Source organism: Azospirillum oryzae, from assembly GCF_008364795.1.
In the GTDB taxonomy this organism is placed as follows: domain Bacteria; phylum Pseudomonadota; class Alphaproteobacteria; order Azospirillales; family Azospirillaceae; genus Azospirillum; species Azospirillum oryzae.
On sequence record NZ_VTTM01000004.1, the window covers coordinates 145,632 to 168,450 of the forward strand.

At 67.9% G+C, this 22,819-nt stretch carries 19 protein-coding genes; 7 read left to right on the forward strand and 12 right to left on the reverse strand.

Annotated features, from left to right (window positions below; genetic code table 11):
• Window positions 1-38 precede the first annotated feature (38 nt).
• Window positions 39-512 (reverse strand): DUF721 domain-containing protein, encoded by a 474-nt coding sequence (locus FZ938_RS14115; RefSeq protein ID WP_149199127.1) that lies wholly within the window; start codon window positions 510-512, stop codon window positions 39-41.
• A 160-nt stretch (window positions 513-672) separates the two neighbouring features.
• Between FZ938_RS14115 and mutY the strand changes: the two genes are divergently transcribed.
• The 6 genes from mutY to FZ938_RS14145 all read left to right on the forward strand — a co-directional run bounded on the left by mutY (window position 673) and on the right by FZ938_RS14145 (window position 5,647).
• Complete coding sequence (gene mutY / locus FZ938_RS14120; RefSeq protein WP_149199128.1) at window positions 673-1,731, forward strand: A/G-specific adenine glycosylase; 1,059 nt, start codon at window positions 673-675, stop codon at window positions 1,729-1,731.
• A 35-nt stretch (window positions 1,732-1,766) separates the two neighbouring features.
• Window positions 1,767-2,486, forward strand: a complete 720-nt coding sequence (locus tag FZ938_RS14125; protein ID WP_149199129.1) for a DUF1194 domain-containing protein — start codon at window positions 1,767-1,769, stop codon at window positions 2,484-2,486.
• 31 nt (window positions 2,487-2,517) lie between these two features.
• Window positions 2,518-3,657 (forward strand): NAD(P)/FAD-dependent oxidoreductase, encoded by a 1,140-nt coding sequence (locus tag FZ938_RS14130; RefSeq protein ID WP_149199130.1) that lies wholly within the window; start codon window positions 2,518-2,520, stop codon window positions 3,655-3,657.
• A 35-nt stretch (window positions 3,658-3,692) separates the two neighbouring features.
• Complete coding sequence (locus tag FZ938_RS14135) at window positions 3,693-4,196, forward strand: DUF4136 domain-containing protein (RefSeq protein WP_149199131.1); 504 nt, start codon at window positions 3,693-3,695, stop codon at window positions 4,194-4,196.
• 156 nt (window positions 4,197-4,352) lie between these two features.
• Window positions 4,353-5,060, forward strand: a complete 708-nt coding sequence (locus FZ938_RS14140) for an OmpW/AlkL family protein (protein ID WP_246457219.1) — start codon at window positions 4,353-4,355, stop codon at window positions 5,058-5,060.
• 152 nt (window positions 5,061-5,212) lie between these two features.
• Entirely contained in the window at window positions 5,213-5,647 is a 435-nt protein-coding gene (locus tag FZ938_RS14145) for a CBS domain-containing protein (RefSeq protein ID WP_149199133.1), read from the forward strand.
• A gap of 82 nt (window positions 5,648-5,729) precedes the next feature.
• Here FZ938_RS14145 and FZ938_RS14150 read toward each other — a convergent pair whose 3' ends face one another.
• The 5 genes from FZ938_RS14150 to FZ938_RS14170 all read right to left on the reverse strand — a co-directional run bounded on the left by FZ938_RS14150 (window position 5,730) and on the right by FZ938_RS14170 (window position 12,576).
• Window positions 5,730-6,383 (reverse strand): response regulator, encoded by a 654-nt coding sequence (locus tag FZ938_RS14150; RefSeq protein ID WP_109155972.1) that lies wholly within the window; start codon window positions 6,381-6,383, stop codon window positions 5,730-5,732.
• Window positions 6,384-6,776: 393 nt separating this feature from the next.
• Complete coding sequence (locus tag FZ938_RS14155) at window positions 6,777-8,567, reverse strand: acyl-CoA dehydrogenase C-terminal domain-containing protein (RefSeq protein WP_149199134.1); 1,791 nt, start codon at window positions 8,565-8,567, stop codon at window positions 6,777-6,779.
• Between the two features lie 16 nt (window positions 8,568-8,583).
• Window positions 8,584-10,923 (reverse strand): 3-hydroxyacyl-CoA dehydrogenase/enoyl-CoA hydratase family protein, encoded by a 2,340-nt coding sequence (locus tag FZ938_RS14160; RefSeq protein ID WP_149199135.1) that lies wholly within the window; start codon window positions 10,921-10,923, stop codon window positions 8,584-8,586.
• Window positions 10,924-10,948: 25 nt separating this feature from the next.
• The gene (locus FZ938_RS14165) at window positions 10,949-12,085 is read right to left on the reverse strand and encodes a thiolase family protein (RefSeq protein WP_149199136.1); all 1,137 of its coding nucleotides are present in this window, start codon (window positions 12,083-12,085) and stop codon (window positions 10,949-10,951) included.
• Window positions 12,082-12,576: a MerR family transcriptional regulator gene (locus FZ938_RS14170; protein WP_425491995.1), complete on the reverse strand. Its 495-nt coding sequence runs from the start codon at window positions 12,574-12,576 to the stop codon at window positions 12,082-12,084. The genes FZ938_RS14165 and FZ938_RS14170 overlap by 4 nt, the downstream gene beginning before the upstream one ends.
• A 324-nt stretch (window positions 12,577-12,900) precedes the next feature.
• Here FZ938_RS14170 and FZ938_RS14175 point away from each other — a divergent pair, with 324 nt between their 5' ends.
• On the forward strand, window positions 12,901-13,089 hold the full coding sequence (locus FZ938_RS14175) for a hypothetical protein (protein ID WP_149199137.1): 189 nt from the start codon (window positions 12,901-12,903) through the stop codon (window positions 13,087-13,089).
• A gap of 10 nt (window positions 13,090-13,099) precedes the next feature.
• Here FZ938_RS14175 and FZ938_RS14180 read toward each other — a convergent pair whose 3' ends face one another.
• The 6 genes from FZ938_RS14180 to FZ938_RS14205 form a co-directional block, all read right to left on the reverse strand.
• A complete protein-coding gene (locus FZ938_RS14180) occupies window positions 13,100-13,651 on the reverse strand; it encodes a hypothetical protein (RefSeq protein ID WP_149199138.1) in 552 nt (183 codons plus the stop codon).
• Entirely contained in the window at window positions 13,648-15,186 is a 1,539-nt protein-coding gene (locus tag FZ938_RS14185; protein WP_149199139.1) for an alkaline phosphatase family protein, read from the reverse strand. Before FZ938_RS14185 ends, FZ938_RS14180 begins: the two co-directional genes overlap by 4 nt.
• Window positions 15,187-15,293: 107 nt before the next feature.
• Window positions 15,294-15,683 carry a hypothetical protein gene (locus tag FZ938_RS14190; protein ID WP_149199140.1) on the reverse strand — a complete coding sequence of 130 codons (390 nt, stop codon included), beginning with the start codon at window positions 15,681-15,683 and terminating at the stop codon, window positions 15,294-15,296.
• A 186-nt stretch (window positions 15,684-15,869) separates the two neighbouring features.
• Window positions 15,870-16,049 (reverse strand): hypothetical protein, encoded by a 180-nt coding sequence (locus FZ938_RS14195; RefSeq protein ID WP_149199141.1) that lies wholly within the window; start codon window positions 16,047-16,049, stop codon window positions 15,870-15,872.
• A 76-nt stretch (window positions 16,050-16,125) separates the two neighbouring features.
• Window positions 16,126-20,928, reverse strand: coding sequence for an alpha-2-macroglobulin family protein (locus FZ938_RS14200; RefSeq protein ID WP_246457220.1), 4,803 nt, complete (start codon window positions 20,926-20,928; stop codon window positions 16,126-16,128).
• A 186-nt stretch (window positions 20,929-21,114) separates the two neighbouring features.
• Window positions 21,115-22,788, reverse strand: coding sequence for a sensor histidine kinase (locus FZ938_RS14205; protein ID WP_149199143.1), 1,674 nt, complete (start codon window positions 22,786-22,788; stop codon window positions 21,115-21,117).
• Between the last annotated feature and the right edge of the window lie 31 nt (window positions 22,789-22,819).

Consider the following 22,819-nt stretch of genomic DNA (forward strand, 5'->3'; position numbering starts at 1 on the left):
GTATAGACAATGAGGCCCCGGCGCGTCCAGCAGGCCGGCTAGCGCGCTGCCCGTTTCGGCCGCGCCATCAGCGAGCGGCCGAAGCGTTCCAGGGTGGCGCGCAGTTCCTCGTCCTCGATGGCCGCGGTGGTGGTGGTGATCCCGATCTCCTCGTCCATCGTCAGGGCGCGCGGGCGCACCACAGGCGACGGGGTGGACGGCAGGGCCGCGTGGATCAGCCTGATCTTCGCCACAGCGCGATAGCCGAAGAAGCTGTTGATGCGCTCGATGATCTGCGGTTCCAGATGCTGCAGTTCCAGCGCGATGGCGCCCATGGCGCGGATGTGCAGGGTCGCCTCCTCCCGCTTGCCGCGGGGGAAGCTGAGCTTGTCGGGGGCGGTGCGCAGCGACAGCTGGTGGCCGACGATGGACGGCCAGTCGGTGATCAGCGCGCCGAAGGCAAGCCCGCGCTTGCCCAGCACCTTGCCGGCGACCTCCGGAACGGATTGGCCGATGCGACGCGGTCCGGTCATGCTCTGCGATCACTCCTGTGCGGTCCCGGCTCAGGCACCGGTTCCGGGTCATGTGGGATGCCGGCACCCTAGCGCAAGCGTGGGCCGATGCCCAGCATGTGACCGGACACCGGCGCGGCTCCCTTCCCCAGACGCTTCCAACCCTCTATTTCTTCCCATCATGATTCCAGATTCCATCGAGGCCGCCCGGCGGCTGCTGTCCTGGTACGACCGCCACCGCCGCGACCTGCCCTGGCGCGCCAAGCCGGACGAGACCGCCGACCCCTACCGGGTCTGGCTGTCGGAGATCATGCTGCAGCAGACGACCGTCCCCGCCGCGGCGCCCTATTTCCGCAATTTCACCGAACGCTGGCCGACCGTGCGTGATCTGGCGGATGCGCCGCTGGACGATCTGCTGGTGGCCTGGGCCGGGCTCGGCTACTACGCGCGGGCGCGCAACCTGCACAAATGCGCCCGCGTGGTGGCGGATGACCATGCCGGGCGGTTCCCGGACAACGAGTCGGAATTGCTGGAGCTGCCGGGCATTGGCACCTACACCGCCGCCGCCATCACCGCCATCGCCTTCGGCCGCAAGGCCACCGTGGTGGACGGCAATGTCGAGCGGGTGATCGCCCGCATCTTCGCGGTGGAGGAGCCGCTGCCCAATGCCAAGCCGAGCTTACGCCGGCTGGCCGCCACCCTGACGCCGGAGTTCCGCCCAGGCGACTATGCCCAGGCGATGATGGACCTCGGCGCCACCATCTGCACCCCGCGCAAGCCGAAATGCATGCTGTGCCCGTGGGCGGAGTATTGCGAGGCGCGCGCCGCCGGCATCGCCGAAACCCTGCCGCGCAAGGCCGCCAAGGCGGAGAAGCCGACCCGGCGCGGCGTCGCCTATTGGCTGCTGAACCCCGACGGCGCCGTCCTGCTGCGCCGCCGGGCGGAGGAGGGGCTGCTGGGCGGCATGGCGGAGGTGCCCTCGACCTCCTGGGGACCGGAGCTGCCCGGCGAGGCGGCGGTGGCGGCGCAGCAGCCCCTGCCCGCCCGTTGGCGCCGGCTGCCCGGCCTGGTCCGCCATACATTCACCCATTTTCACCTGGAGCTTGAGGTGGTCGCGGCACAGGCCGGGGCCGACTGGCGGCAGGCCGACGGCACCTGGGTGCCGGTCGACCGGCTGGGCGATCATGCCCTGCCGTCCGTGATGGTGAAGGTGGTGCGCCATGCCCTTTCCAATGCGTGAGGGGGACTGGCGCAGGATGTGGAGTGCCGATAAGAATGCTGCGTGCCGTGATCGCCGTGATGGTCCTCCTGCTGGCGCTGTGCGGCGAGGCGCTGGCCGCGCCGCCCCAGAAAACGCCGGAGAAGAAGGCAGGGGTGGCGCTGGTGCTGGCGCTCGACGGCTCCGCCTCCATCACCACCGGCGATCTGGAATTCCAGCTGCAGGGCCATGCCGCCGCCTTCCGCGATCCGGCGGTGGCCGACGCGCTGGCTTCTGCCGGGACGCGGGTGACGCTGGCCGCCTATTCCGGTCCGAACAGCCTGCGGGTGCTGATCCCCTGGACGGCGTTGGACAAGCCGGAGGATGCTGGCCGCTTCGCCGACCGGATCGACGCCCTGCCCCGCGGCTTTCAGGGCGACTCGACGGCGATCGGCAGCGCGATTCTGGAGGCGGCTAAGCTGTTCGATCATGGCGGCAAGGCGGCTCGGCAGGTGATCGATCTGGTTTCCAACGGCTTTTCCAACAGCGGGATCGATCCGGCCGATGCCCGCGACCGGGTGACGAAGCGCGGAATCATCGTCAACGGCCTCGCCATCCTCGACGAATTTCCCTGGCTGGAGGAGTATTTCGACGAGAGCGTGATCGGCGGGCCGGGCAGCTTCGTGAAGAGCGCCATGGACAAGGACAGCTTCGTCGCAGCATTGCGGCAGAAGCTGATCCTTGAAATGGTGGCCTTGCCGGATCACATGCCGAACCAAAGCGCCGCCACGCCTTAGGCGGCCGATAAGAATTCGAGGAGCGGGACCAGTGGAGCGCGTCGATTTTCTGGTGGTCGGGGCCGGCATCGCCGGGGCGTCCGCCGCCTATGAGCTGGCCGCACAGGGCCGTGTGCTGGTGCTGGAGCGCGAGTCGCAGCCCGGCTATCACTCGACCGGACGGTCGGCGGCGCTCTACACCCAGACCTACGGCCCGGCGCCGATCCGCGCCCTGACGGTGGCGAGCTGGGACTTCTACATCAACCCGCCCGCCGGCTTCGCCGAACACGCGATGCTGACCCCGCGCGGCGTGATGATCATCGGGCGGGAGGACGAGATCGAACGGCTGGATGCCGAGTACGAACAGGGCCGCCGCCTGACCCCGTCGGTCGAGCGGTACGACCGCGAACAGGTTCTGGCCCGCGCCCCCTTCCTGCGTCCGGACTATGTCGCCGGCGGCGTCTGGGAGCCGGATGCCCGCGATATCGACGTGCATGCCCTGCACCAGGGCTATCTGCGCGGGCTGAAGGCGCGCGGCGGCCGGGTGGTGACGGATGCCGAGGTGCGGGCGCTCGTCCGGCAGGACGGGCTGTGGGTGGCGGAGACCGGCGCCGGCAGCTTTGCCGCACCGGTGGTGGTGAACGCCGCCGGCGCCTGGGCGGACGAGCTGGCGAAGCTGGCCGGAGTCGTCACCGTCGGTCTGGTGCCGAAGCGGCGCACCGCCATCACCTTCGATCCGGTGTTCGAGGATCCGGCCGACAAGGCCGGGCTGGACGGCTGGCCGATGGTGTCGGACGTGGCCGAGACCTTCTATGTGAAGCCGGATGCCGGCCGGCTGCTGGCCTCCCCCGCCGATCAGACGCCGGTCGAGCCCTGCGACGTGCAGCCGGAGGACATCGACGTCGCCGTGACGGTGGATCGGCTGGAACAAGCGTCGCGCTTCACCGTTCGGAGATTGGCCCACCGCTGGGCCGGCCTGCGCAGCTTCGTCGGCGACAAGGTGCCGGTGGTTGGTTTCGCGGCCGATGCGGAGGGGTTCTTCTGGCTGGCAGGACAGGGCGGCTACGGCATCCAGACCGCGCCGGCCATGGGCCGGGTGGCGGCGGGGCTCGCCACCGGCCGCGGCCTGCCGCAGGATGTGCGGGCACTGGGCGTGACCGAGTTGGACCTGTCGCCGGCAAGGAAACGATAAAGCGGGCTCAAGCCGTTGGGCAAAGGAGGCGTGCGATGTCTGTGCGTCTGGCAGCATTACATGGGCATGTGGCGCCGAAGGCGCTCGGTGTCGCGGCACTGGCCGCCGCCGCTGCGCTCGGCGGCTGTGCCAACCCCGCGGCGGACGAGGCGCTGGTGGCGCAGACCGCGCTGATCGGCATGCCGAAGGCGACGCTGCTGTCCTGCGCCGGGGTGCCGGAACGGCAGGCGACCGTCGACAACCGGGAGTTCTTCACCTACCGCAGCTCCCGCATCGTCTCCTACCCCAGCACGCCGCCGCTCGGCTATTATGGCGGCTGGGGATGGCCCCACTACGGTTACGGCTATGGCTGGCCGTCATATGGTTATGAAGTCAACAGCTTCGACTGTGAAGCAACTTTCAGTTTGAGAAACGGTGTGGTCGAGCGCGTCGTATACGGCGGCGCCAGCGGCGGGTCCACGCGACTTGGTCAATGCTATGCCATCGTCCAGAACTGCATGGCGCTGATCCCGCAGCGGACAATCAAACCAAGTCCTTGATTTCCTTGTCCATGCGACAACTCGTCACTGTTGCAAAGCTGCTGCATGGGACGTGGATCGGTTGTACACCCCCTAGTACCCTTACACGGTGTCTGGTAATAGCTCCATTGGCTGATGCCACAGAACAGCAACAACGCATTGCCTGGAGCAGACCCCATGACCATCCTGTCGCGCGCCGCCGCCGCCCTGCTGGCGACCTCGGCCCTCGTCGCCATCGCTTCCCCGTCGCTCGCTCAGGACTTCAAGGGCAAGTCGGCCGGCGACATCGTCGTCCGTGCGCGCGGCCTGGCCGTGCTGCCGCAGGAAAAGGGCACGATCAACAACTCGGCTCTCGGTGACATCGGGTCGGCCAAGGTCGGCAACGACTACATCCCCGAAGTCGACTTCACCTACTTCTTCACCGACAACATTGCCGCCGAGCTGATCGCCGGCACCAGCCGTCACCGCGTGAAGGGCAACCTGATCGCCGGCGCCGGCGGCGTCACGGAAATCGGCAAGGTCTCGCTGCTGCCGCCGACCCTGACCGTGCAGTACCACTTCATGCCGAAGGAGCGCATCAGCCCGTACGTCGGCGCCGGCATCAACTACACCCTGTTCTACAACGAGGACGCTGCCGAGAACCCGAACGCCGCCGGCCTGCGCATCACCGACACCAACTACAAGAACCGCTTCGGCTGGGCTCTGCAGGCCGGTGTCGACGTCGCCCTGACCGGCAACTGGTCGCTGAACTTCGACGTCAAGAAGGTCTTCCTGAAGACCGACGTGACCGCCAACGCCCGCCTGGGCACCGCCGTCCTGCCGGTGACCTCGAAGGTCACGCTGGACCCGTGGCTGGTCGGCGTCGGCGTCGGCTACCGCTTCTAAGACCGATTTCCGGGATCAGTTCCCGATATCGAAAGGACGGCCTTCCCCATCCGGGGGAGGCCGTCTTTTTCTTTTTACCATCCGTCTTGCAGATTGTACGGTTATCCCCATGATTCCCCTACGGGGATCAACGGAAGGGAGGCCGTACCGCCATGCATGTTGCAGCCGTATTGAAGCGCAAGGGCAACCGGATCGTCTCCGCCACGCCGGGCGACAGCGTTGCCGCCGTCACCCGCCTGCTGACCGAGCATAGGATCGGCGCCGTGCTGGTGATGGATGACGACGGTCAGCCGGTCGGCATCCTGTCGGAACGCGACGTGGTGCGGGCCGTCGCCCGCGACGGCGCCGACGCGCTGGACCGGCCGGCGGCCGACCTGATGACGCGGGAGTTGATCACCGGAACCCCCACCGACACCGTCGCCGACATGATGGCGGTGATGACCCAGCGGCGCATCCGTCATGTGCCCATCGTCGAGTCCGGCCAAGTGATCGGCGTCATCAGCATCGGCGACGTGGTGAAGGCCCGCATCGACGACGCCGAGTTGGAGGTCGAGTCGCTGCGTGGCTATGTCGCCGGCATGGGGTGAGGCGATCCACGCAGCCTGAAACGCGAAACGACCCGCCGGAGCACTCCGGCGGGTCGTTTTATTTTGCTCGGGAAGAGCGGCGTCAGGCCGAATGCGACTGCGGAAAAGCCATCGCCGCCTGGGTGCGGTTCCGCACGCCCAGCGACTTGAAGATCGCCGTCATGTGGATCTTCACCGTCCCTTCGGACAGGCCCAGTTCATGGGCGATCTGCTTGTTCGACTTGCCTTCGCGCAGGCGGTCCAGCACCTCGCGCTGACGCTGGGTCAGCAGCTGCTCCAGTTGCGGATCGGTCGGCGGGATCACCCCACCGGCACCGCGGTGGTCGGGCTCGGTCCCCTCGCGCAGGACCGTCGCCGGCACATAGACGCCGCCGGAGAAGATCAGGTCGAGCGCGCTCAGCATGATCTTCACGCTGGACGATTTCGGGATATAGCCGGCGGCGCCGTTCTCCAGCGCCTCCCGCACGTCGGCCTGTGCCTCCGACGCAGACACGACGACAACCTTCGCATTCGGCTGCCGCTCGCGCAGCATGCCGATGCCTGAGAAGCCGGGCCAGCCGGGCATGCGCAGGTCGGTCAGGACAAGGTCATAGGCCTCATCCTTCGACGCCGCCATATCCAGAAGCTCGTCGAAATTGCTAGCCTCCGCAAAGGTAGCATTATCGCGAAGCTGCTCAAGCAGACGGCGAAGACCTTCCCGGAACAGGACGTGATCATCACCGATCAGGATCTTCATCGCTCAAACTCCCGAACCATGCCTGCCCCTCCGAAAGACGCCTCAAGGGCTTGAGAAAAGGAGGGGGCTGTCGCCACCCGCATATTCCCTAAAATCCAAAGGATATAGCAGGCACCGGCCGAACGTAATCTCTATTGAGATGTAACACGCAGGGACGAGGACCGACAACCGGAAATTAACTTTTGTCACCGCTCCGATGGCCTAGCGGACAGAGGCAACACTTCCCGAGAGTGATATTTCTAAAGCGCTATGACAATTTTAGGTCAATGTGCGAATGCGTCGCTGGAGCTTGAAATATCTAAAAAAACGCCGGCCGGTGCCGATTGCGGGCACCGGACCGGCGTTGTAGTCGCGCGCCCCCGGAGGACGACAGGACGCGGATCGACAGGATTGTCAGAAGGCGGCCTCTTCCAGATCCATCAGCGGCTTGGCGCCGGCGGCGATGGTGATGAACAGGCTGTTGGTCTGCGGCAGCAGCTTGGTCATGTAGAAGCGGGCGGTCTTGATCTTGGCCTCATAGAAGGCGGCGTTGCCCTCCCCGGCCGCGAGCTTGGCCTGCGCCTTCTCCACCATGGTCAGCCAGCTCCAACCCAGCGCCACCAGACCGAACAGGCGCAGGTAATCGCTGGCGGCGGCGCCGGCCTCCTCCGGATCCTTCAGGCCCTTCTGGGCGATCAGGGCGGTGGCCTGCTGCAGCTTGGCGAAGGCCTTGGCCAGCGGCATCACGAACTCGCCCAACTCGTCCTTCTCCATCGCCGCCTCGATGTCGCGGCCGACGGGATGGAAGAAGTGACGAAGCAGCCGGCCCATGTCCTGCGGCAGCTTGCGGCCGACGAGGTCGAGCGCCTGGATGCCGTTGGTGCCCTCATAGATCTGGCAGATGCGGGCATCGCGGACATACTGCTCGACGCCGGTCTCCCAGATGAAGCCATGGCCGCCATGGACCTGCACGGCGATGTTGGCCGAATCGAAGCCGATGTCGGTGAACAGCGCCTTGACGATCGGGGTCATCAGCTGGACGAACTCGTCGGCATCGCGGCGGGTTCGGGCGTCGGCGTGCTTTTCCGCCACGTCCAGGTGATAGGCGGTCAGTGCGCCCAGGGCGCGCGCACCCTCGGTGAAGGCACGGGCAGTCAGCAGGTTCTTGCGCACGTCCGGGTGGACGATGATCGGATCGGCCGGCTTGTCCGGCGCCTTCACCCCCGACAGCGACCGGCCCTGGAGCCGTTCACGGGCGTAGTTGACTGCGTTCTGGTACGACACCTCGGCCAGTCCCAGCCCCTGGATGCCCACGGCCAGACGGGCCGCGTTCATCATGACGAACATGGCGCGCATGCCCTTGTGCGGCTCGCCGACCAGCCAGCCGGTGGCGTCCTCGAAGTTCATGACGCAGGTCGAGGACGCCTTGATGCCCATCTTGTGCTCGATGGAGCCGCAGGCGACGCCGTTGCGCGCCCCCGGCGTGCCGTCGGCGTTCGGCATGAACTTTGGCACCAGGAACAGGCTGATGCCGCGGGTCCCGGCCGGGGCGTCCGGCAAGCGGGCCAGCACCAGATGCAGGATGTTCTCGGTCAGGTCATGTTCGCCGGCCGAGATGAAGATCTTGGTGCCGGTGATCTTGTAGCCGCCCTGCCCGTCCGGAACCGCCTTGGTGCGGATGATGCCGAGGTCGGTGCCGCAATGCGGCTCGGTCAGGCACATGGTGCCGGACCAGGTGCCATCGACCAGCTTGGGCAGGAAACGCTGCTTCAGCTCGTCCGAGCCATACATCGCCAGCGCGTTGTAGGCGCCGAGCGACAGGCCGGGATACATGCCGAAGCTGAGGTTGGCGGAGCAGATGAACTCCTCCAGCATGATGTTGACCAGCTTCGGCAGCCCCTGCCCGCCATAGGCCGGGTCGCAGGCCAGACCCTGCCAGCCGGCCTCGATATAGGTGCTGTACGCCTCCTTGAAGCCCTTGGGCGTGCGGACCTCGCCATTCTCGAAATGGCAACCCTCGCCGTCGCCGGACTGGTTCAGCGGGAACAGCACCTCCTCACACAGCTTGGCGCCTTCCTCCAGCACCTGCCCGACGAGTTCCGGCGTGGCGTCCTCATAGCCCGGCAGGGCCGACAGCTTGTCCAGACCGACGATCTCGTCCAGGACGAAGCGCACATCCTCAAGCGGAGCCTTGTAGATCGGCATCTCTCGTTCCTCCCCCTCAGTTCCGCAGCGGCTTGCCGGTGAGCAGCATGTGCTCGATCCGGTCGATGGTACCGCCGGTGCGCACCAGACCCATGAACGCCTCGCGTTCCAGCCGCAGGACATGGTCCTCGCCGACCGGCTTGGAGACGTCGGCCTCCTCGCCGCCGCTCAGCACCTCGGCCAGGGCGCCGCAGACCACCTTGTCGTGCGGCGTGACCTTGCCCTGCAGGGCGAAGCCTTCCACCGCCAGTTCCATCGCCGCCCTGGCGCTGGGGCCGGGCAGGACGTAGGAGGTGGTCTTCTCCGGCGGGGTATAGTTCGCCGCCAGTTCCAGCGCCTTGGCCTTGGCGTCGGCCAGCAGGCGGTCGCGGTTCATGGTGATGCCGTCGGTGGCGCGGAAATACAGCAGCTCCTTGGCCTCGGCCGCCGACTTGGCGACTGTGGCGGTGCTGATGATCTCGAAGGCCTTGGCGATGCCGGGCATCGGCCCGCGCGGCGCCTTCGGGTTGGCCTGATGGCGGGCCAGCATCTCGGTGCAGCCGCCCCAGGCCGGGATCAGGCCGACGCCGACCTCGACGAGGCCGACATAGGTCTCGGCATGGGCCTGGACATGGTCGGAATGCAGCAGGATCTCGCAGCCGCCGCCGAGCGCCATGCCGCTGGGCGCCGCCACGACCGGGAAGGGCGCGTATTTCAGCGCGCGGTAGGTGCGCTGGCCGCCCTCCACCATCTCCTCGATCTGCGGCCACAGGCCGATGTTCAGCGCGAACAGGGCGAGGCCCAGATTGGCGCCGACCGAGAAATTGTCGGCCTCGTTGTGGATGACCAGGGCCTTCCAATCACCTTTGCCGTCGCCGATCAGGCGCATCGCCTTCTCGTAGGCGGCCATGATGTCGCCGTCCACCGCGTTCATCTTGCTGGTGAACTCGACGCACAGCACGCCGTCGCCGATGTCCCACAGGCTGGCGGAGCCGTTCTTCCACACCGGCTTGCCGGCGGCACGCTTGATATCCGACAGCAGCAGGACCCCGTCCGGACGGACAACGGTGTCATAGACGCCGGCGGTGGTCAGGTGCTGGAGCTTGCCGCCCTCAACCCGGTAGAAGGGGCGGCCGGATGCTGTCTCGACCAGGGCCGGGACCGGAATGCCTTCCGAGCGGCACAGCTCGGCGAACCATTCGGTGCCCAGCCGGTCGATCAGTTCGAACGGACCCTGCTTCCAGTTGTAGCCGAGGCGCATGCCCTCATCGACGGCGACGATGCTGTCGGCGATCTCCGGCACCAGACTGGCGGCGTAGGCCAGCGTCTGCGCCAGGACGCGGCGGGCGAAACGGCCGCCCTTGTCCGGGTGCTCGCACAGCTTGCGCAGGTCGCCGCCGGCGGCGGACACGCTGTCCAGCCGGGCCTTCTCCGACGGGGCGTATTCGCCGGTCTGCAGATCGACCGACTCCTTCACCTTGCCGCCGCCGGCCTTGTTGATGCGGTAGAAGCCGCCCTTGCCCTTGCGGCCGGTATAGCCCTCCGCGATCATCTTGGTGATGACCGGGTGTTCGCGCAACTGACCGCGATAGGCGTCGTTGGCCGGCAGGGTCGCCGACATGCTCTTGGCGATGTGCGGCATCAGGTCCAGCCCGACGAGGTCCATCAGGCCGAAGACACCGGTCTTGGGGATGCCCATAGGACGGCCGCCGACGGCGTCCGCCTCCTCCACCGTCAGGCCCAGGTCCACCGCGGCATTGACCGCCGCCTGGATCCAGAAGACGCCGATGCGGTTGGCGATGAAGCCCGGCGTGTCCTTGCAGTGGACGACGCCCTTGCCCAGGCGGCGGTCGCAGACGTCGGCGATGTCCGCCAGCGCGTCGGCGCGGGTGTCGGCGCCGCCGACGATCTCCAGCAGCCGCATGTAGCGCGGCGGGTTGAAGAAGTGGGTGATGAGGAAGTCGCGGCGGAACTGCTCGCTCTGCCCCTCCGTCAGCACCGCCAGCGGGATGGTCGAGGTGTTGGACGACACCACCGACCCCGCCTTGCGCACCGGATCGATGCGCTTGTAGAGGTCGGCCTTGATCGCCGGGTTCTCCACGATCGCCTCGACGATCCAGTCGACGTCGGCCAGCAGGTTCAGGTCATCCTCAAGGTTGCCGGGCGTGATCAGCTTGGCATTCTTGGGATGCATGAAGGGGGCCGGATCGGTCTTCAGCATCTTCGCCACGGCACCCCTGGCGATGGCGCTGCGGTCGGCACCCTCCTTGGCAGGGATGTCGAGCAGGACGCAGGGGATGCCGGCGTTGGCGAAATGGGCGGCGATGCCGGCGCCCATCACGCCCGCACCGATCACGGCGGCGCGTTCGATCTTCATGGTTTTTCCTCCCCGATCCCGTTCGTCAGACCGCTTCCAGGATGGTGGCGATGCCCTGGCCGCCGCCGATGCACTGGGTGGCCAGCGCGAACTGCTTGCCTTCGCGCTTCAGCAGGGCCGCGGCCTTGCCGGTGATGCGGGCGCCGGTGGCCCCCAGCGGATGGCCGAGCGCAAGCGCGCCGCCGTCCGGGTTGATGCGGGATGGATCGATGTCGAGATCGCGCATGCAGGCGATGGCCTGGGACGAGAAGGCCTCGTTGATCTCGATGATGTCGATGTCGTTGATCGACAGACCGGCGCGGGCCAGCGCCTTGCGGGTGGCGGGAACCGGACCCAGCCCCATCAGTTCCGGCGCGCAGCCGGCGACGGCGACCGAACGGATCTTCGCCAGGATCGGCAGGCCGTTTGCCTTGGCATACTCCTCCGTCGTCACCAGAACGACCGAAGCGCCGTCGGTGAGCGGAGAGGAGGTGCCGGCGGTCACCGTGCCGTCGGCGATGAAGGCGGGCTTCAGGCCCGACAGCCCTTCGGCGGTCGTGCCGGGACGGATGCAGCCGTCCTTGTCGACCAGACCGGCCGGGGTCTGGATGCCGACGATCTCGTCAGCCATGCGGCCGGCGGCCTGGGCCTCCGCCGCCTTGGCGTGGGAGGCGACGGCGAGCGCCTCCTGCTCGGCGCGGGAGATGGAGTATTTGCGGGCGACATTCTCCGCGGTGATGCCCATGGAGCAGTAGGCTTCTGGGTAGGAGGCCTTCAGCGCCGGGTTCGGCATCGGGTTGAAGCCCATGATCGGCACGCGGGTCATCGACTCGACGCCGCCGCAGATGAACACCTCGCCGGCGCCCATCTGGATGGCGCCCGCCGCCTGATGGATCGACTGCATGGAGGAGCCGCAATAGCGGTTCACCGTGGTGGCCGCCGCTGTCTGCGGCAGCTTGGCCAGGAAGGAGATGCTGCGGGCGACGTTCAGGCCCTGCTCGCCCTCGGGAAAGGAGCAGCCGACGATGACGTCCTCGATGTCGTCGGTCTTCAGGCCGGTTCGCTCCACCAGCGCCGCGATGACGCGGGCCAGCAGATCGTCGGGGCGGACCTTGGTCAGCTCGCCCTTGTGGGCGAAGGCGAAGGGCGAACGGGCATAACCGGCGATGACGACCGACTTCATGAGTGCTTCTCCTCCATGTCCTGCGTCTCCGTGATGCCGTTGCGGCGAAGATGCTCGGAGATCTGGGTGTCGATGGTGCACAGCTCCGCCAGCGTCTGTTTGACGTCGGCAAGCTGCTGTTCAAGTGCGGAAATTCGGCGGCGCGCGATCGTGCGCATGTAACGCATCTGTTCGATCTGGGCGTCGTCGGTGTCGTAGAGGTTCAGGAAATCCTTGATCTCGGCCAAGCTGAAGCCCAGCCGCTTGCCCCGGCAGATCAGCGCCAGCCGGGCGCGGTCGCGGTGGCCGTAGACGCGGGCGCCTCCAGGGGCGCTGCCGATCCGTTCCGGCGACAGCAGTCCCTCATCCTCGTAATGGCGGATGGTGCGGTGGGTCAGACCGAACTCCCCGGCCAATTCGCCGATGGCGAGGCGCGGTTCGGCGCCGTGGCCGTCCGGCCTGCCGCCCCCCTCCGCCTCCATCGAACCGATGCTGACCGAAAACCGATCCAAGCTGCCCGCTCCCTTCCCTGACGTTTACGTAAAGGTAAAGTCGATGCCGCATGATGTCAACTGGCTTGTTGACCATGCGAACCAGTTTGGCGGACCGGCTGCCGCAAACTGTTTAGCCACGAACTGGTGCGGCGCGCCCGCGCAGTGACAGGATGCCACGCCCCGGCACGGGTGGCGGCTATGGCAGGCTTTGCGGTGAGCGCGCGCATCCGTCCATTTCCCCTGTCGATATGGGGATGGAATGCGGCGCCGGACAGACGGCCAGAAGGCCGCGGCAAATTTCAAGGTTTCGGGTAGATCGGGATAGGGTACGGGAGACAACCCATGTCGGCGCGCGCCATCGTATCGCTGGGCGTCTGGATACTGGCCATGGTGCTGATCGGCACGATGACCGTGGGCCTCGCACTGGCCTTCTACCTGCTGTTGACCCTGTGCTTCGCGCTGGTGGTCGCGGCCCTGACCCTGCTCGCCCGCCGGCGGGAGCACCACCGGGGGGAGCAGAGTTACTTGTAAGGTTGCCGGCTTACGATCCGAGTCCCGCGGCCTGCGGGAGAGGATCGCCCCAGCGGCTCAGTCCCGGCTGACCGGGGTCCGGCTCTGGACAGACGGCGGACGACTGCCGCACCTTCTTTTCCATGAAACAGCCGCAGTGGCGGCAGACCCGTGCGTCCTTTGGCACGCCGAGCGCGGCGGCGGCCATCATGTGGAGCAACGACCCCGGCGCCGGCCGGAAGTCGGGGCAAATGCCGCAGGCTGCCAACCGACGGCCGGCGGTGTCGGCATCGACGACGCCGAAGCCGGTCCGTGCCCAATCCCAGAATCCGGCGACCGCGACGCCAAGCGCGGCGCCTGTCGGCGGCGACGCGGCCTCCGGCGACACGGCCGCCAGCCGGTGGAGCTGGGCGGCGATCTCGGCGGGCGGGCAGCCCGGCCGAGACAGCAGGGCGCGCTGCTCCGGATCGGCGAAGCCCCGCAACAGCACCTCGACCGGAACATCCCGGTCGAGGTTGAGCAGGCGCGCCAGTTCGCGGCAAGCCTGCCCGGCCCGCTCCTCGTCGCCGCCGGCCATCGTCACTGGCCGGTTTGCGCACCCGCGGGGGTCGTGGCGGCCTTGGCACCGACCTCCTGCATGTACTGCTTCGCCTGCCCGACCGTCTGAATGGAGGACACGCGGTTCATGATGGCCGGATGCTCCGTCGGAGGCGAGGTCTGCAGGTCGTGCTTGGCATGCAGCAGCACGAAGCCCTGCTGGCTGGCGGGCATCGGTGCGCTCTCCGGCAACGCCACGGCGGTGACCGGAGTGCCGGTGACGACATTGCCGAACTGCGCCGGCTGCGGCAGCGTGACCGGCGTATCGGTGCGCGGCGAGGAAAGCGAAAGCAGCGGCAGCACGTTGTTGGCCGCCGCGTCGCGCTTGGTCATCGGCGCCAGCCCATAGATCGCCTGCAGCGTCGCCGGAATGGAGGAATGGTCGTAGACGCGATGGTCGACGGTATTCTTCGGAACCAGCGGCGACACCACGACGGCGGGAACACGGATGCCGTACTGCTCGAACGTGAAGCCGTTGACGTTCAGCCCGAACTCGTCCCCTGTGTCGCTCGGCTTGGTCTTGGGCTGGGTATCGCCCGGCGCGACGGCGGCCGGCGGAGCGACATGGTCATAGAATCCGCCATGCTCGTCCCAGGTGATGATGAGCAGGCTGGTTTCCCACAGCGGCGAATTGCGGATCGCCTCGTACACCTGCTTGATCAGCGCCTCGCCGGCCGTCACCCCATCCATCGGATGCTGGGAGTTGCCGCCGGAGTAGCTGCCGTTCAGGATATCGCCGTAGTTCGGCTCTATGAAGGTGTAGAGCCAAGGGTAGCTCCCCTGCACATCCTTGGCGAAATTGTCGAGAGATTTGACATCCGAAGCGTTGACGCCGGACAAGGCGGTGGTGATGGTGGTGGTTTTCCCAGGGCCATACAACCGCCAGCGGAAATTGCCGAGGTCCGCCTTGGCGTCCAACGCCTTGAAGATGGTTCCGTTCGGGAAACTCAGGCCCAGAAAGTCCCATACCGCTATCTGGGTGACTGGGTTGGGGCTGGCGTCGAGGCCTTTGGATGAGGCGGCGTGGGCAAAGAAGCGGTTGGGCCAGGTCGGGCCGGGCAGCGACGAGAACCAGCGGTCACAGACCGCGAACTCGCGGGCCAGCGTGTTCAGGATCGGCAGCTGCGACGGCGCGTAACAGCGCATGATCATCGCCAGATCCTGGACCGGCGCCTTCCCCTCCTCGTCCGAGGTGGAATCGGCGAAGTTGGCGACGAAGCCGCTGTTGTTGATCGGCGGATAGCTGCCGCCGGACTTGTAGGTGGCGCCATGACCGCAGAGCTGCTCCACCGCATCGGCAAATTCGTGGCCGGGATCCACCGGCAGGGTCTGATCGGCCGGCTGGGACACCGTGTAGGCGACGCCGTTGTAGCTGTTGGACTCCTTGCCCGTCAGCCCGTCGACCGCCGTCTGCTGGCCGGTGACGGCGTCGGTGCCGGTGATGCTGGAAAATCCGAGCAGATTGTCGAACGACCGGTTCTCCAGCATGAGAACGAAAACGTTGGTGATGTTCGAAGCCATGGAGCGGCCCTCTTGCTCGCCGTTGAACGTCGGGTGGGTGATGCCGCGGCACGGCGCCGGACGGCGGGCAGACGCGCCCGCCGGTCCGGCGCCGGCCGTCGGCAGCCTCAGCTGGAGACGGAGGTCGTGCAGGAGCCGGAGATCAGCGGCATCATGAAAGTGCTGGTGGTGAACGGGAAGTAGTAGGTCATGCCGTCGTCCCCCGACTGGCACTCGCACTCCTTGGTCGGCGCCTGCAGGGTGCCTTCGGTCTGGTAGACACCCTGGCTCGGCCCGTCGACCACCTCGGCCCGGCAGTACCAGTAATCCATGCCGGTGCGGCCGAAACCGGTGTTGAAGCCCACTTCGAGCGGTCCGGCGAATCCACCGGGAGCAACGGGCGTGCTGGACTGCCAGATCACCGGCGCATCGTCGCTGTAACGATGGGAAAACGAGAAAATGGCGTTCCCACCGGTGTTGTTCACGACGTACATCTTGAGAGAGCTATTGTATGACATACTATCGAACTCATTTTGGTTTCTCGTGCCCAATGCACGTATACTTGAATATCAGCGTCATTATACCACCGTCAATTTTCTCTCGTGCATTTATTGGAACTTTTTCTCGCTATGCGAGTCATTCTTTGAGGGACCAGACGGGATAAATGACGCATCTGGCTTCAAACCGATTATAAAATTGCGGTTTTAGACGAATTTCGTTTCGATCTGGAGTTTGTCATTTATTTTATCCACATCAGGTTGCGCCGCGGAGATGCGACGACGCCCACGCCGCTCCGTGACACGTGTGCAGATGAGCACCAACGCACTCATTGCTGGCTCTTCGGAAGCCGGGCCGCAAAAAGAAAACCCCATGATCGCGCTCACGGGGGCAATCATGGGGTCGATGTCGGTGGGTACAGCCGGCAGACCGGGACGGATCAGGTCCCGGCCCCCGGATGGCTCACTCCGGCAGCACGCGCAGCCGGGATGCGGCGGTGCGGGCGGACAGGTGGGGACGCTGCAGGTCCTGGACCTGGGCGCCGGGCACCGCGAAGTCGCCGGGGGTCACGGCGCGGACCAGATAGACCAGCCGGAAGCGGGGAGCAGCCTTCGGCAGGTCGACCGCGGCGATGAAGCGGTCATCGCGGAACTCGACATTGCGGACGGCTGACAGCTCGCCCAGCCAGGACAGCTTGCCGAGCTGGCCGCTGTTGGCGAGGCGGACATTCTCGATCTCGAAGCCGGCCGGCAGCGGGTCGCCGACCAGCACCGAATGGTCGAGCGGATCGCCAACCTCGCCCTCCAGGGTCACCACCAGCAGATCATTGTGGCGGATGCCGGCCGGATCGACCGGACGGCCGGCCATGTCGAACAGGCGGCGGCGGATGGTCATCCCCTGCTCCTCCGCCCCGGCCGGCTGGTCGGGCACGCCGGCGACCGACACGGTCTGCCGGACCTCGCCGCCGAGGTTGCGGATGGCGGGCGGGGCGGCCGGGTCGACAGGCAGGATCTGCGGCTTGGCGTTCTCCACCGCCTGGTCGCCGATGGCGAGCTTCATCGGCGCCGCGCGGTCGATCAGCGCCTTCGCGGCCAGCAGCAGCCAGGCCTGCTCCTGCGGGTTGGTGGTGCGGACGGCGGCGAAGGTCTTGGCCACCCGGTCGGCCGCCTGGAAGATGCGGTCGCGGTCCACCGCTCCGCTTTCCGCCATCAGCACCACCACGCCGGCCTCGTCGCGCAGGGAGGACCCCTGGTCGCGCAGGCTGGCGGTCACCATGCGGGCGCCGGTCAGCTTGGAGAAGGCGTCCGTCGCCCCCGGCTGGTCGCCCAGCACGGCGGTGGCGGCGGCGATCTGTGCCCGGCCGAAGTCGGTCTGCAGCCGGTCCCAGTAATTCTCGCGGAAATAGCGCACGGCGCCGGCGTCGATCATCTTCGCCCGCGCCAGCACATAGAGCGCATAGGCGCGGCCCGGCAGGTCGGCGGTCTCGACCCAGGCATTGTCGATGGCCTGCTTCAGCCAGTCCAGACCCTTGCGATAGGGCTGGTCGGGGATACGGTAGCCCGCAGCCTTGGCCCGGCCCAGCACATCGACCGCGTAGGCGGTCAGCCAGGGATCGAGGTCGCCCTTCGGCGACCAGGCGGCGAAGGCACCGTCGCTGCGCTGGAAGGTCAGCAGCCGGTCGACGCTGCGCTGGACGCGGGCCTTGATACGGTCCTCCGACGCAATGCCCAGGCCGGCCGCAATGTCGCTCATCGACAGCAGCGGCAGGATCCGGCTGGCGGTCTGCTCCGCCCCGCCCGCCGCCGTGCGGTCGAGCGCGAAGAGAAGACCCGCCACGTCGAGGTCCGGCAGGGGCGCGACGACCGCTCCGACCGACAGCGTTTCCGGCCGCAGGCCGGCGGTGATGTCGGCGGGGATGGTCAGGCTCTTGTCGGTCGACAATGCCGCGGTGTTGCGGCGCGACACCGGCTGGGTTGCCGGGCGGACGGTCACGTCCCAGCGGCGGGTGACGCGGACGCCGTCCGGACCGGTGACGTCGAGCGTGACATGGCCCGATCCGACCGCGGTGGCGGTCAGCACCCGGCCCGCGGTCGCCCGCTTGCCGCGCGCCAGCTTCGGAACGGCCAGCTCATTGCCGGACTCCGGCTGGGTCCCGGACTCCGATTGGACGATGGCGACGGCACCCTCCGCCGTCAGGGTCATGGTGTAATCGCCTGACGGGCCATTCAGGTTGTCGAGCGACAGCAGGACCTGCGCCGAGTCGCCGGGGGCGAGGAAGCGCGGCAGAACGGCGTCGGCGACGACCGGGTCCCGCACCAGCATCTGGCTTTCGGCATGGCCGATCCGCCCCTCGCTCCAGGCGACCGCCATCAGGCGCAGGCGCCCCTGGAAGTCGGGCAGGTCGAAGGGAACGGAGACCTTGCCGTCGGCCCCGACGGTCTGGATGCCGGAATAGAGCGAGACCACCCGTTCCGACTTGGGCGGCACCAGCCCGGAGATCTGGCGCAGGCGCGGTGTCGGCTGGGCCGGCGGACGGGCGGCGTCCAGGCTGGCCGGGTCGATCAGGCGGCCATAGGAGTCGCGCAGTTCCACCCTGAGCGGACGCTTGCGCAGATAATGGCGGGCCGGATCGGGCGACGGCTGGTCGGTCAGCTGCATCACCGATTCGTCGACGGCGGCCAGGGTGACGAAGGCCTGCTTGCCCTCCGCGACGCCGTCCACCGTGATGTCGGCGGTCATGGCGCGGCGGGGTTCCGTCTCCGCCGGGGCGGAGAGGCGGACGTCGAGGGTCCGCGGGGACTTGTCCATCGCCAGCCACGCGAGGCCGACGGCGCGTCGCGGCGGCTTCTTCGACTGCGGGTCGGAGGTGGCGAAGGCGGTCGCCAGCACATGGGCGCCGCTGGTCCAGCCCTGCCCGACCGGGATTTCCAGGAAAGCGCCCTTCGTGCCGATGGCGCGGGTGACGGCATAGGAGACGCCGCGGTCGGCCACGGCGACCAGAACCTGACTGTCATAGGGCGGCTTGACGAAGACCCAGGCGCTTTCCCCGGCGCGGTAGGCCGGCATCATCACCGAGACGTCGACGGAATCGGGCCGCTCGCCGGCGGTCGGGGTCATCCACCAGCCGGCGGCGAAGCGGAAGCTGCTGGCGACGCCGGTCTTGGGATCGAACACCTCCAGACGATAGCGCCCGGCGGTCACCGGGGTTTCGACCGGAACGGGCGCGCCGGCCTGGGCCGACAGCGAACCGCCGGTCACCCGCTGGTCCTTCACCGTGACCTTATAGTCCCAGCGGCCGTTGGCCTCGTACCAGGAATAATCATACTCCTCCTCGAACAGCTCGTAGGAGAGGTCGGCGTGGTCGGTCGGCTTGCCGTCCGGGCCGACCGCGATGACGTCGAAGCCGGCGGTCGCCCCCTCCGGCACCCCGTCGCCCTCGAAGCGCGGCTTGATGCCGATGGCGAAGGACTGGTGGCGCACCGGCAGCACGAAGTCGCGGCCGACCGGGCGGCCGCCGAGATCGAACAGGGTGGCGCGCACCACCGCTTCCAGCGGGCGGGTGCTGTCAGGCGGACGCGGCAGCTTGACCTTCAGGCGGGCCGAGCCGTTGGAATCGGTGATGAAGCCCGGCAGATCGGCGCGGGCCGGCTTCACGTCCTCCTGCACCAGACCGAAATGATAGCCCGGCAGGTTGGGATAGGGGTTGGAGGCGGCGCGCAGCGTCACCGTCAGCTCGCCCGGCAGGCCGGAAGCCGGCGCGCCATAGAGATAGTGGCTGTCGAGCGCGATGTCGGCCTCGCCGTCGGATGCCAGCACCGTCGTCGGGGAGGCGAGCGCCACGTCCAGCCGCGGCGGCACGAAATCCTCCAGCAGGAATTCGGCCTTGCCGATGGCCGGGCCGTCCGGCTCGGCATGGGCGGTGACGATCCAGTTGCCGGGATAGGCGTTCATCGGCAGGTCGATGCGCGTGGCATAGCCGCCGGCCCCGCTGTCGGTCAGGCCGCGCCGCTCCACTTCGAAGCCGTCGGGGCGCAGGACGCGGATGGTCAGCTGCTTGCCGGCGGGCGGCGGGTTCAGGTCGGCGTCGCGCAGCAGCGCGGTCAGCTGCACCGTCTCGCCCGGCCGGTAGATTCCGCGCTCGGTATAGAGATAGGCGTCCAGCCCCCCGGCGGCCGGACGGACGACGGTGGCGGCGGGCTTGTCCGGCGTGTCGGCCGGCGGAGCGCCACCGGCGGTCAGGTCGAGAACGGCGAAGTCGCCGTCGCCGCGCGCGGCGAACAGCGCCTGCACCGGCTCCGTCCCGGCGGCGCGCAGGGCCGCGAGGTCGAAGCGGCCCAGCCCATCCTCCCCGGTCTGGACGCGGCCCAGCTCGGTGCCGTTGCGGGCGACCAGACGCAGTTCCACCCCGGCGGCCGGCGCGGCGCTCTGGACCGAGCGGGCGAAGACCACCAGCGAATCCTCGCCGAGGATGGTGTTGAGGCCGAGGTCGGAGACGACGAACCACTGGGTCGCCTTGCGGTCCCAGCCGCCCGGCTTGATCTCGTCCGCACCGGCGACGGCGACATAGACGCCGGGCTCCAGCTTGCCCAGAACCGCGTCGATCGGGAAGGCGGTGGTGACGGTGCGGTTCGGCTGGTTGCCGATGCCGATCTCGCCGCGCCACACCTCCTGCCCCGACTTGTCCAGGATCTCGCCGATGTCGTAATCGGTCATCTGCTGGGTGATGCGACCGAAATAGATCTTCTCGACCAGCGCACGGTCGGCGATGCGCAGCACCTGCAGCTTCGCCCGGTCCAGGTTGATCGAGCGCAGCGGCAGGCCGTCCGATCCGACGCGCGGCAGGATGTAGCCGGCGCCGCGGAAGGCGAGCGAGGGCTTGCGGTTGGGCACCTGCACCTCGCGGGTGTCGGCGGCCGGCAGCCGCTTGCCGTCGGCGCCCGGAAGCCCGTCCTTCAGCGTGACGCGGTAGGTCTCGCCATGGTGCAGCCCCTCCACGCAGAGCGTGCGGTCGCGGGCGATGGCGGCGCCGTCCACCGCCGGCTCCACCGCCACGAAGTCGCGGTAGTTGACGGCGCGCGAGCGCTCCAGCCGGTCGGTGAAGGTGAAGCAGGCCTGCGGCGTATCACGCTCCGCCACCACCTCGACGCCGGAGACGCCGAAGGGCACCGGCTCGGCCGGCGGGTCGGCGGCAAGGGTCCGGGAGGCGGTGAACGTGCCGGAGCACGCGACAAGAACGGCACAGACACGCGCCAGCGCACGCAACATTCTGGACAGGCCCCAATTCCGCGGGTGGGTCCGGAAGCACGCGGCCGGGGACAGCCCTGGCGTCGGCTCGGACCTGGACAAAACCGGCGCGGAGTATGCCCAAGCGGCGGGGGTTTCGCCATGGCTTTGCGGCACCGCCGCGAAGATCGCTCAGGTTGCGGGCCGGATCGGCAACGGACATGTGGATCAGCCGGCGAATTCCAGGGTGATCTGGCTGCCCTGACCGGGCCGGCTGTCGATGCGGAGGCTGCCGCCATGCGCCTCGATCAGCGACTTGACGATGGGCAGGCCGAGACCGGTGCCGCGGCCGGGATGGGTGGTGAGGGCGGAGGTCTGGCCGAAGGGGATGGAGGCCTGGCGCAATTCCTCCGCCGTCATGCCGATGCCGTTGTCGGTGACGCGGACGATGCAGCGGCCATGGACCCCGCGCCCGACGCTGACCAGCACGCGCCCATTCTCCGGGGTGAATTTCAGGGCGTTGCCCAGCAGGTTCAGCAGCATCTGCTTCAGCGCCCGCTCGTCCGCCCGCACCAGGGCCGGAGCCGGCGGGCGGTTGAACTCCAGCCGGATCGACTTCTGTTCCGCCTGGGGGGTGACGATGCGGATGGCCCATTCGGCGGCGGCGACGGGGTCGACATCCTCCATCAGCAGGGCGAATTTGCCGGCCTGGAGCCGCGACAGATCAAGGATGTCGTCGATCAGCGTCAGCAGATGCTGGCCGGAGGCATGGATGTCGCCGGCATAGTCGGCATAGCGGTCGCCGGCATCGGGCCCGAACATCCGGTCCTTGATGATCTCGGAAAAGCCGATGATGGCATTCAGCGGCGTCCGCAGTTCGTGGCTGACGCGGGCCAGGAAATCGCGGTTGACCGCCAGCGCCTCCGCCAGCCGTTCGGCATTGCGGTGCTGGACCAGCAGCAGGGCGGCGACCAGCAGGACCGAGACGCTGAGCAGGGCGGCGATGATCCGCATCTGTCCGCGGAAGCCGGCGACCGCGGCCTCCAGGTCGGTCACGGCGATGCCGACGCTGAGGATCAGCGGATAACCTTCCACCGGGCGGTAGGCGTAGGCGCGTCGATAGCCGTCGGCGATGCTGTCCTGCCAGTAGATGCCGGTCGGCGACCGCCGCACCGATTCCCACAGGGCCGAGGCGGAGATGGACAGCCCGATGGCATCGTGCCCGTCCTTGGAGCCACGGGCGCGGATGATCCGGTCCACGCCGACCAGGGTCACCACCCCGTTCCGGCCGACATCGGCCTGCCGATAGAAGCGCGAGAGATAGCTGGGATCGACGTTGGCGACCACCACCCCGGCGAAGCCGCCGGCCGCATCGTCCAGGCGGCGGGACAGGCGCAGCAGCGGCCGGCCGGTCGCCGACCCGGCGGAGGGCGGACCGACCGTCATCCGGTCCCGTCCCTCCATCCGGTGGTAGGCGAGCAGGCCGTCGTCCTCCAGCCTGTCGGGGGGACCGTTCCCCTGGCTGCGGAAGAGTTGGGCGCCGTCGGGGCCGAAGACCGAGACATGATGGATCAGGGCGGTGTCATAGAGCCCGTCGTCGACGATGCGGCGGGCACGGGCCAACCCGCCATCGGCATAGCGCTCGGCGAAGGAGCGGAGCGTGGTGTCGACATCGTGCAGGGTGCGGCTGGTGCTGCTTTCATAGGCACGGGCCGTCGCCTCGGCATTCGCCAGCGCGTCCCGCGTCTGGGTTTCTAGCATGGATGCGGCCATCACGACATAGCCGCCCCACACCCCGGCAATCGCCAGGGCGGCGGCCGTCAGGACGCCAAACCGGAAAGATGGGCTCCGGAAGGACGGCGTCCTGATGGCCGGGAACCGAAGGATCGGGAGACGTGGCATGACCTGCGCTCCGCCGTTCCACCGCTCCCCC

What these genes read in the sequence shown, in the direction of transcription:
- FZ938_RS14115 (WP_149199127.1), bottom strand. Translation starts at nt 512, where the DNA reads ATGACCGGACCGCGTCGCATCGGCCAATCCGTTCCGGAGGTCGCCGGC.
- mutY (WP_149199128.1), top strand. Translation starts at nt 673, where the DNA reads ATGATTCCAGATTCCATCGAGGCCGCCCGGCGGCTGCTGTCCTGGTAC.
- FZ938_RS14125 (WP_149199129.1), top strand. Translation starts at nt 1,767, where the DNA reads ATGCTGCGTGCCGTGATCGCCGTGATGGTCCTCCTGCTGGCGCTGTGC.
- FZ938_RS14135 (WP_149199131.1), top strand. Translation starts at nt 3,693, where the DNA reads ATGTCTGTGCGTCTGGCAGCATTACATGGGCATGTGGCGCCGAAGGCG.
- FZ938_RS14140 (WP_246457219.1), top strand. Translation starts at nt 4,353, where the DNA reads ATGACCATCCTGTCGCGCGCCGCCGCCGCCCTGCTGGCGACCTCGGCC.
- FZ938_RS14145 (WP_149199133.1), top strand. Translation starts at nt 5,213, where the DNA reads ATGCATGTTGCAGCCGTATTGAAGCGCAAGGGCAACCGGATCGTCTCC.
- FZ938_RS14150 (WP_109155972.1), bottom strand. Translation starts at nt 6,383, where the DNA reads ATGAAGATCCTGATCGGTGATGATCACGTCCTGTTCCGGGAAGGTCTT.
- FZ938_RS14155 (WP_149199134.1), bottom strand. Translation starts at nt 8,567, where the DNA reads ATGCCGATCTACAAGGCTCCGCTTGAGGATGTGCGCTTCGTCCTGGAC.
- FZ938_RS14160 (WP_149199135.1), bottom strand. Translation starts at nt 10,923, where the DNA reads ATGAAGATCGAACGCGCCGCCGTGATCGGTGCGGGCGTGATGGGCGCC.
- FZ938_RS14165 (WP_149199136.1), bottom strand. Translation starts at nt 12,085, where the DNA reads ATGAAGTCGGTCGTCATCGCCGGTTATGCCCGTTCGCCCTTCGCCTTC.
- FZ938_RS14175 (WP_149199137.1), top strand. Translation starts at nt 12,901, where the DNA reads ATGTCGGCGCGCGCCATCGTATCGCTGGGCGTCTGGATACTGGCCATG.
- FZ938_RS14185 (WP_149199139.1), bottom strand. Translation starts at nt 15,186, where the DNA reads ATGGCTTCGAACATCACCAACGTTTTCGTTCTCATGCTGGAGAACCGG.
- FZ938_RS14190 (WP_149199140.1), bottom strand. Translation starts at nt 15,683, where the DNA reads ATGTCATACAATAGCTCTCTCAAGATGTACGTCGTGAACAACACCGGT.
- FZ938_RS14200 (WP_246457220.1), bottom strand. Translation starts at nt 20,928, where the DNA reads ATGTTGCGTGCGCTGGCGCGTGTCTGTGCCGTTCTTGTCGCGTGCTCC.
- FZ938_RS14205 (WP_149199143.1), bottom strand. Translation starts at nt 22,788, where the DNA reads ATGCCACGTCTCCCGATCCTTCGGTTCCCGGCCATCAGGACGCCGTCC.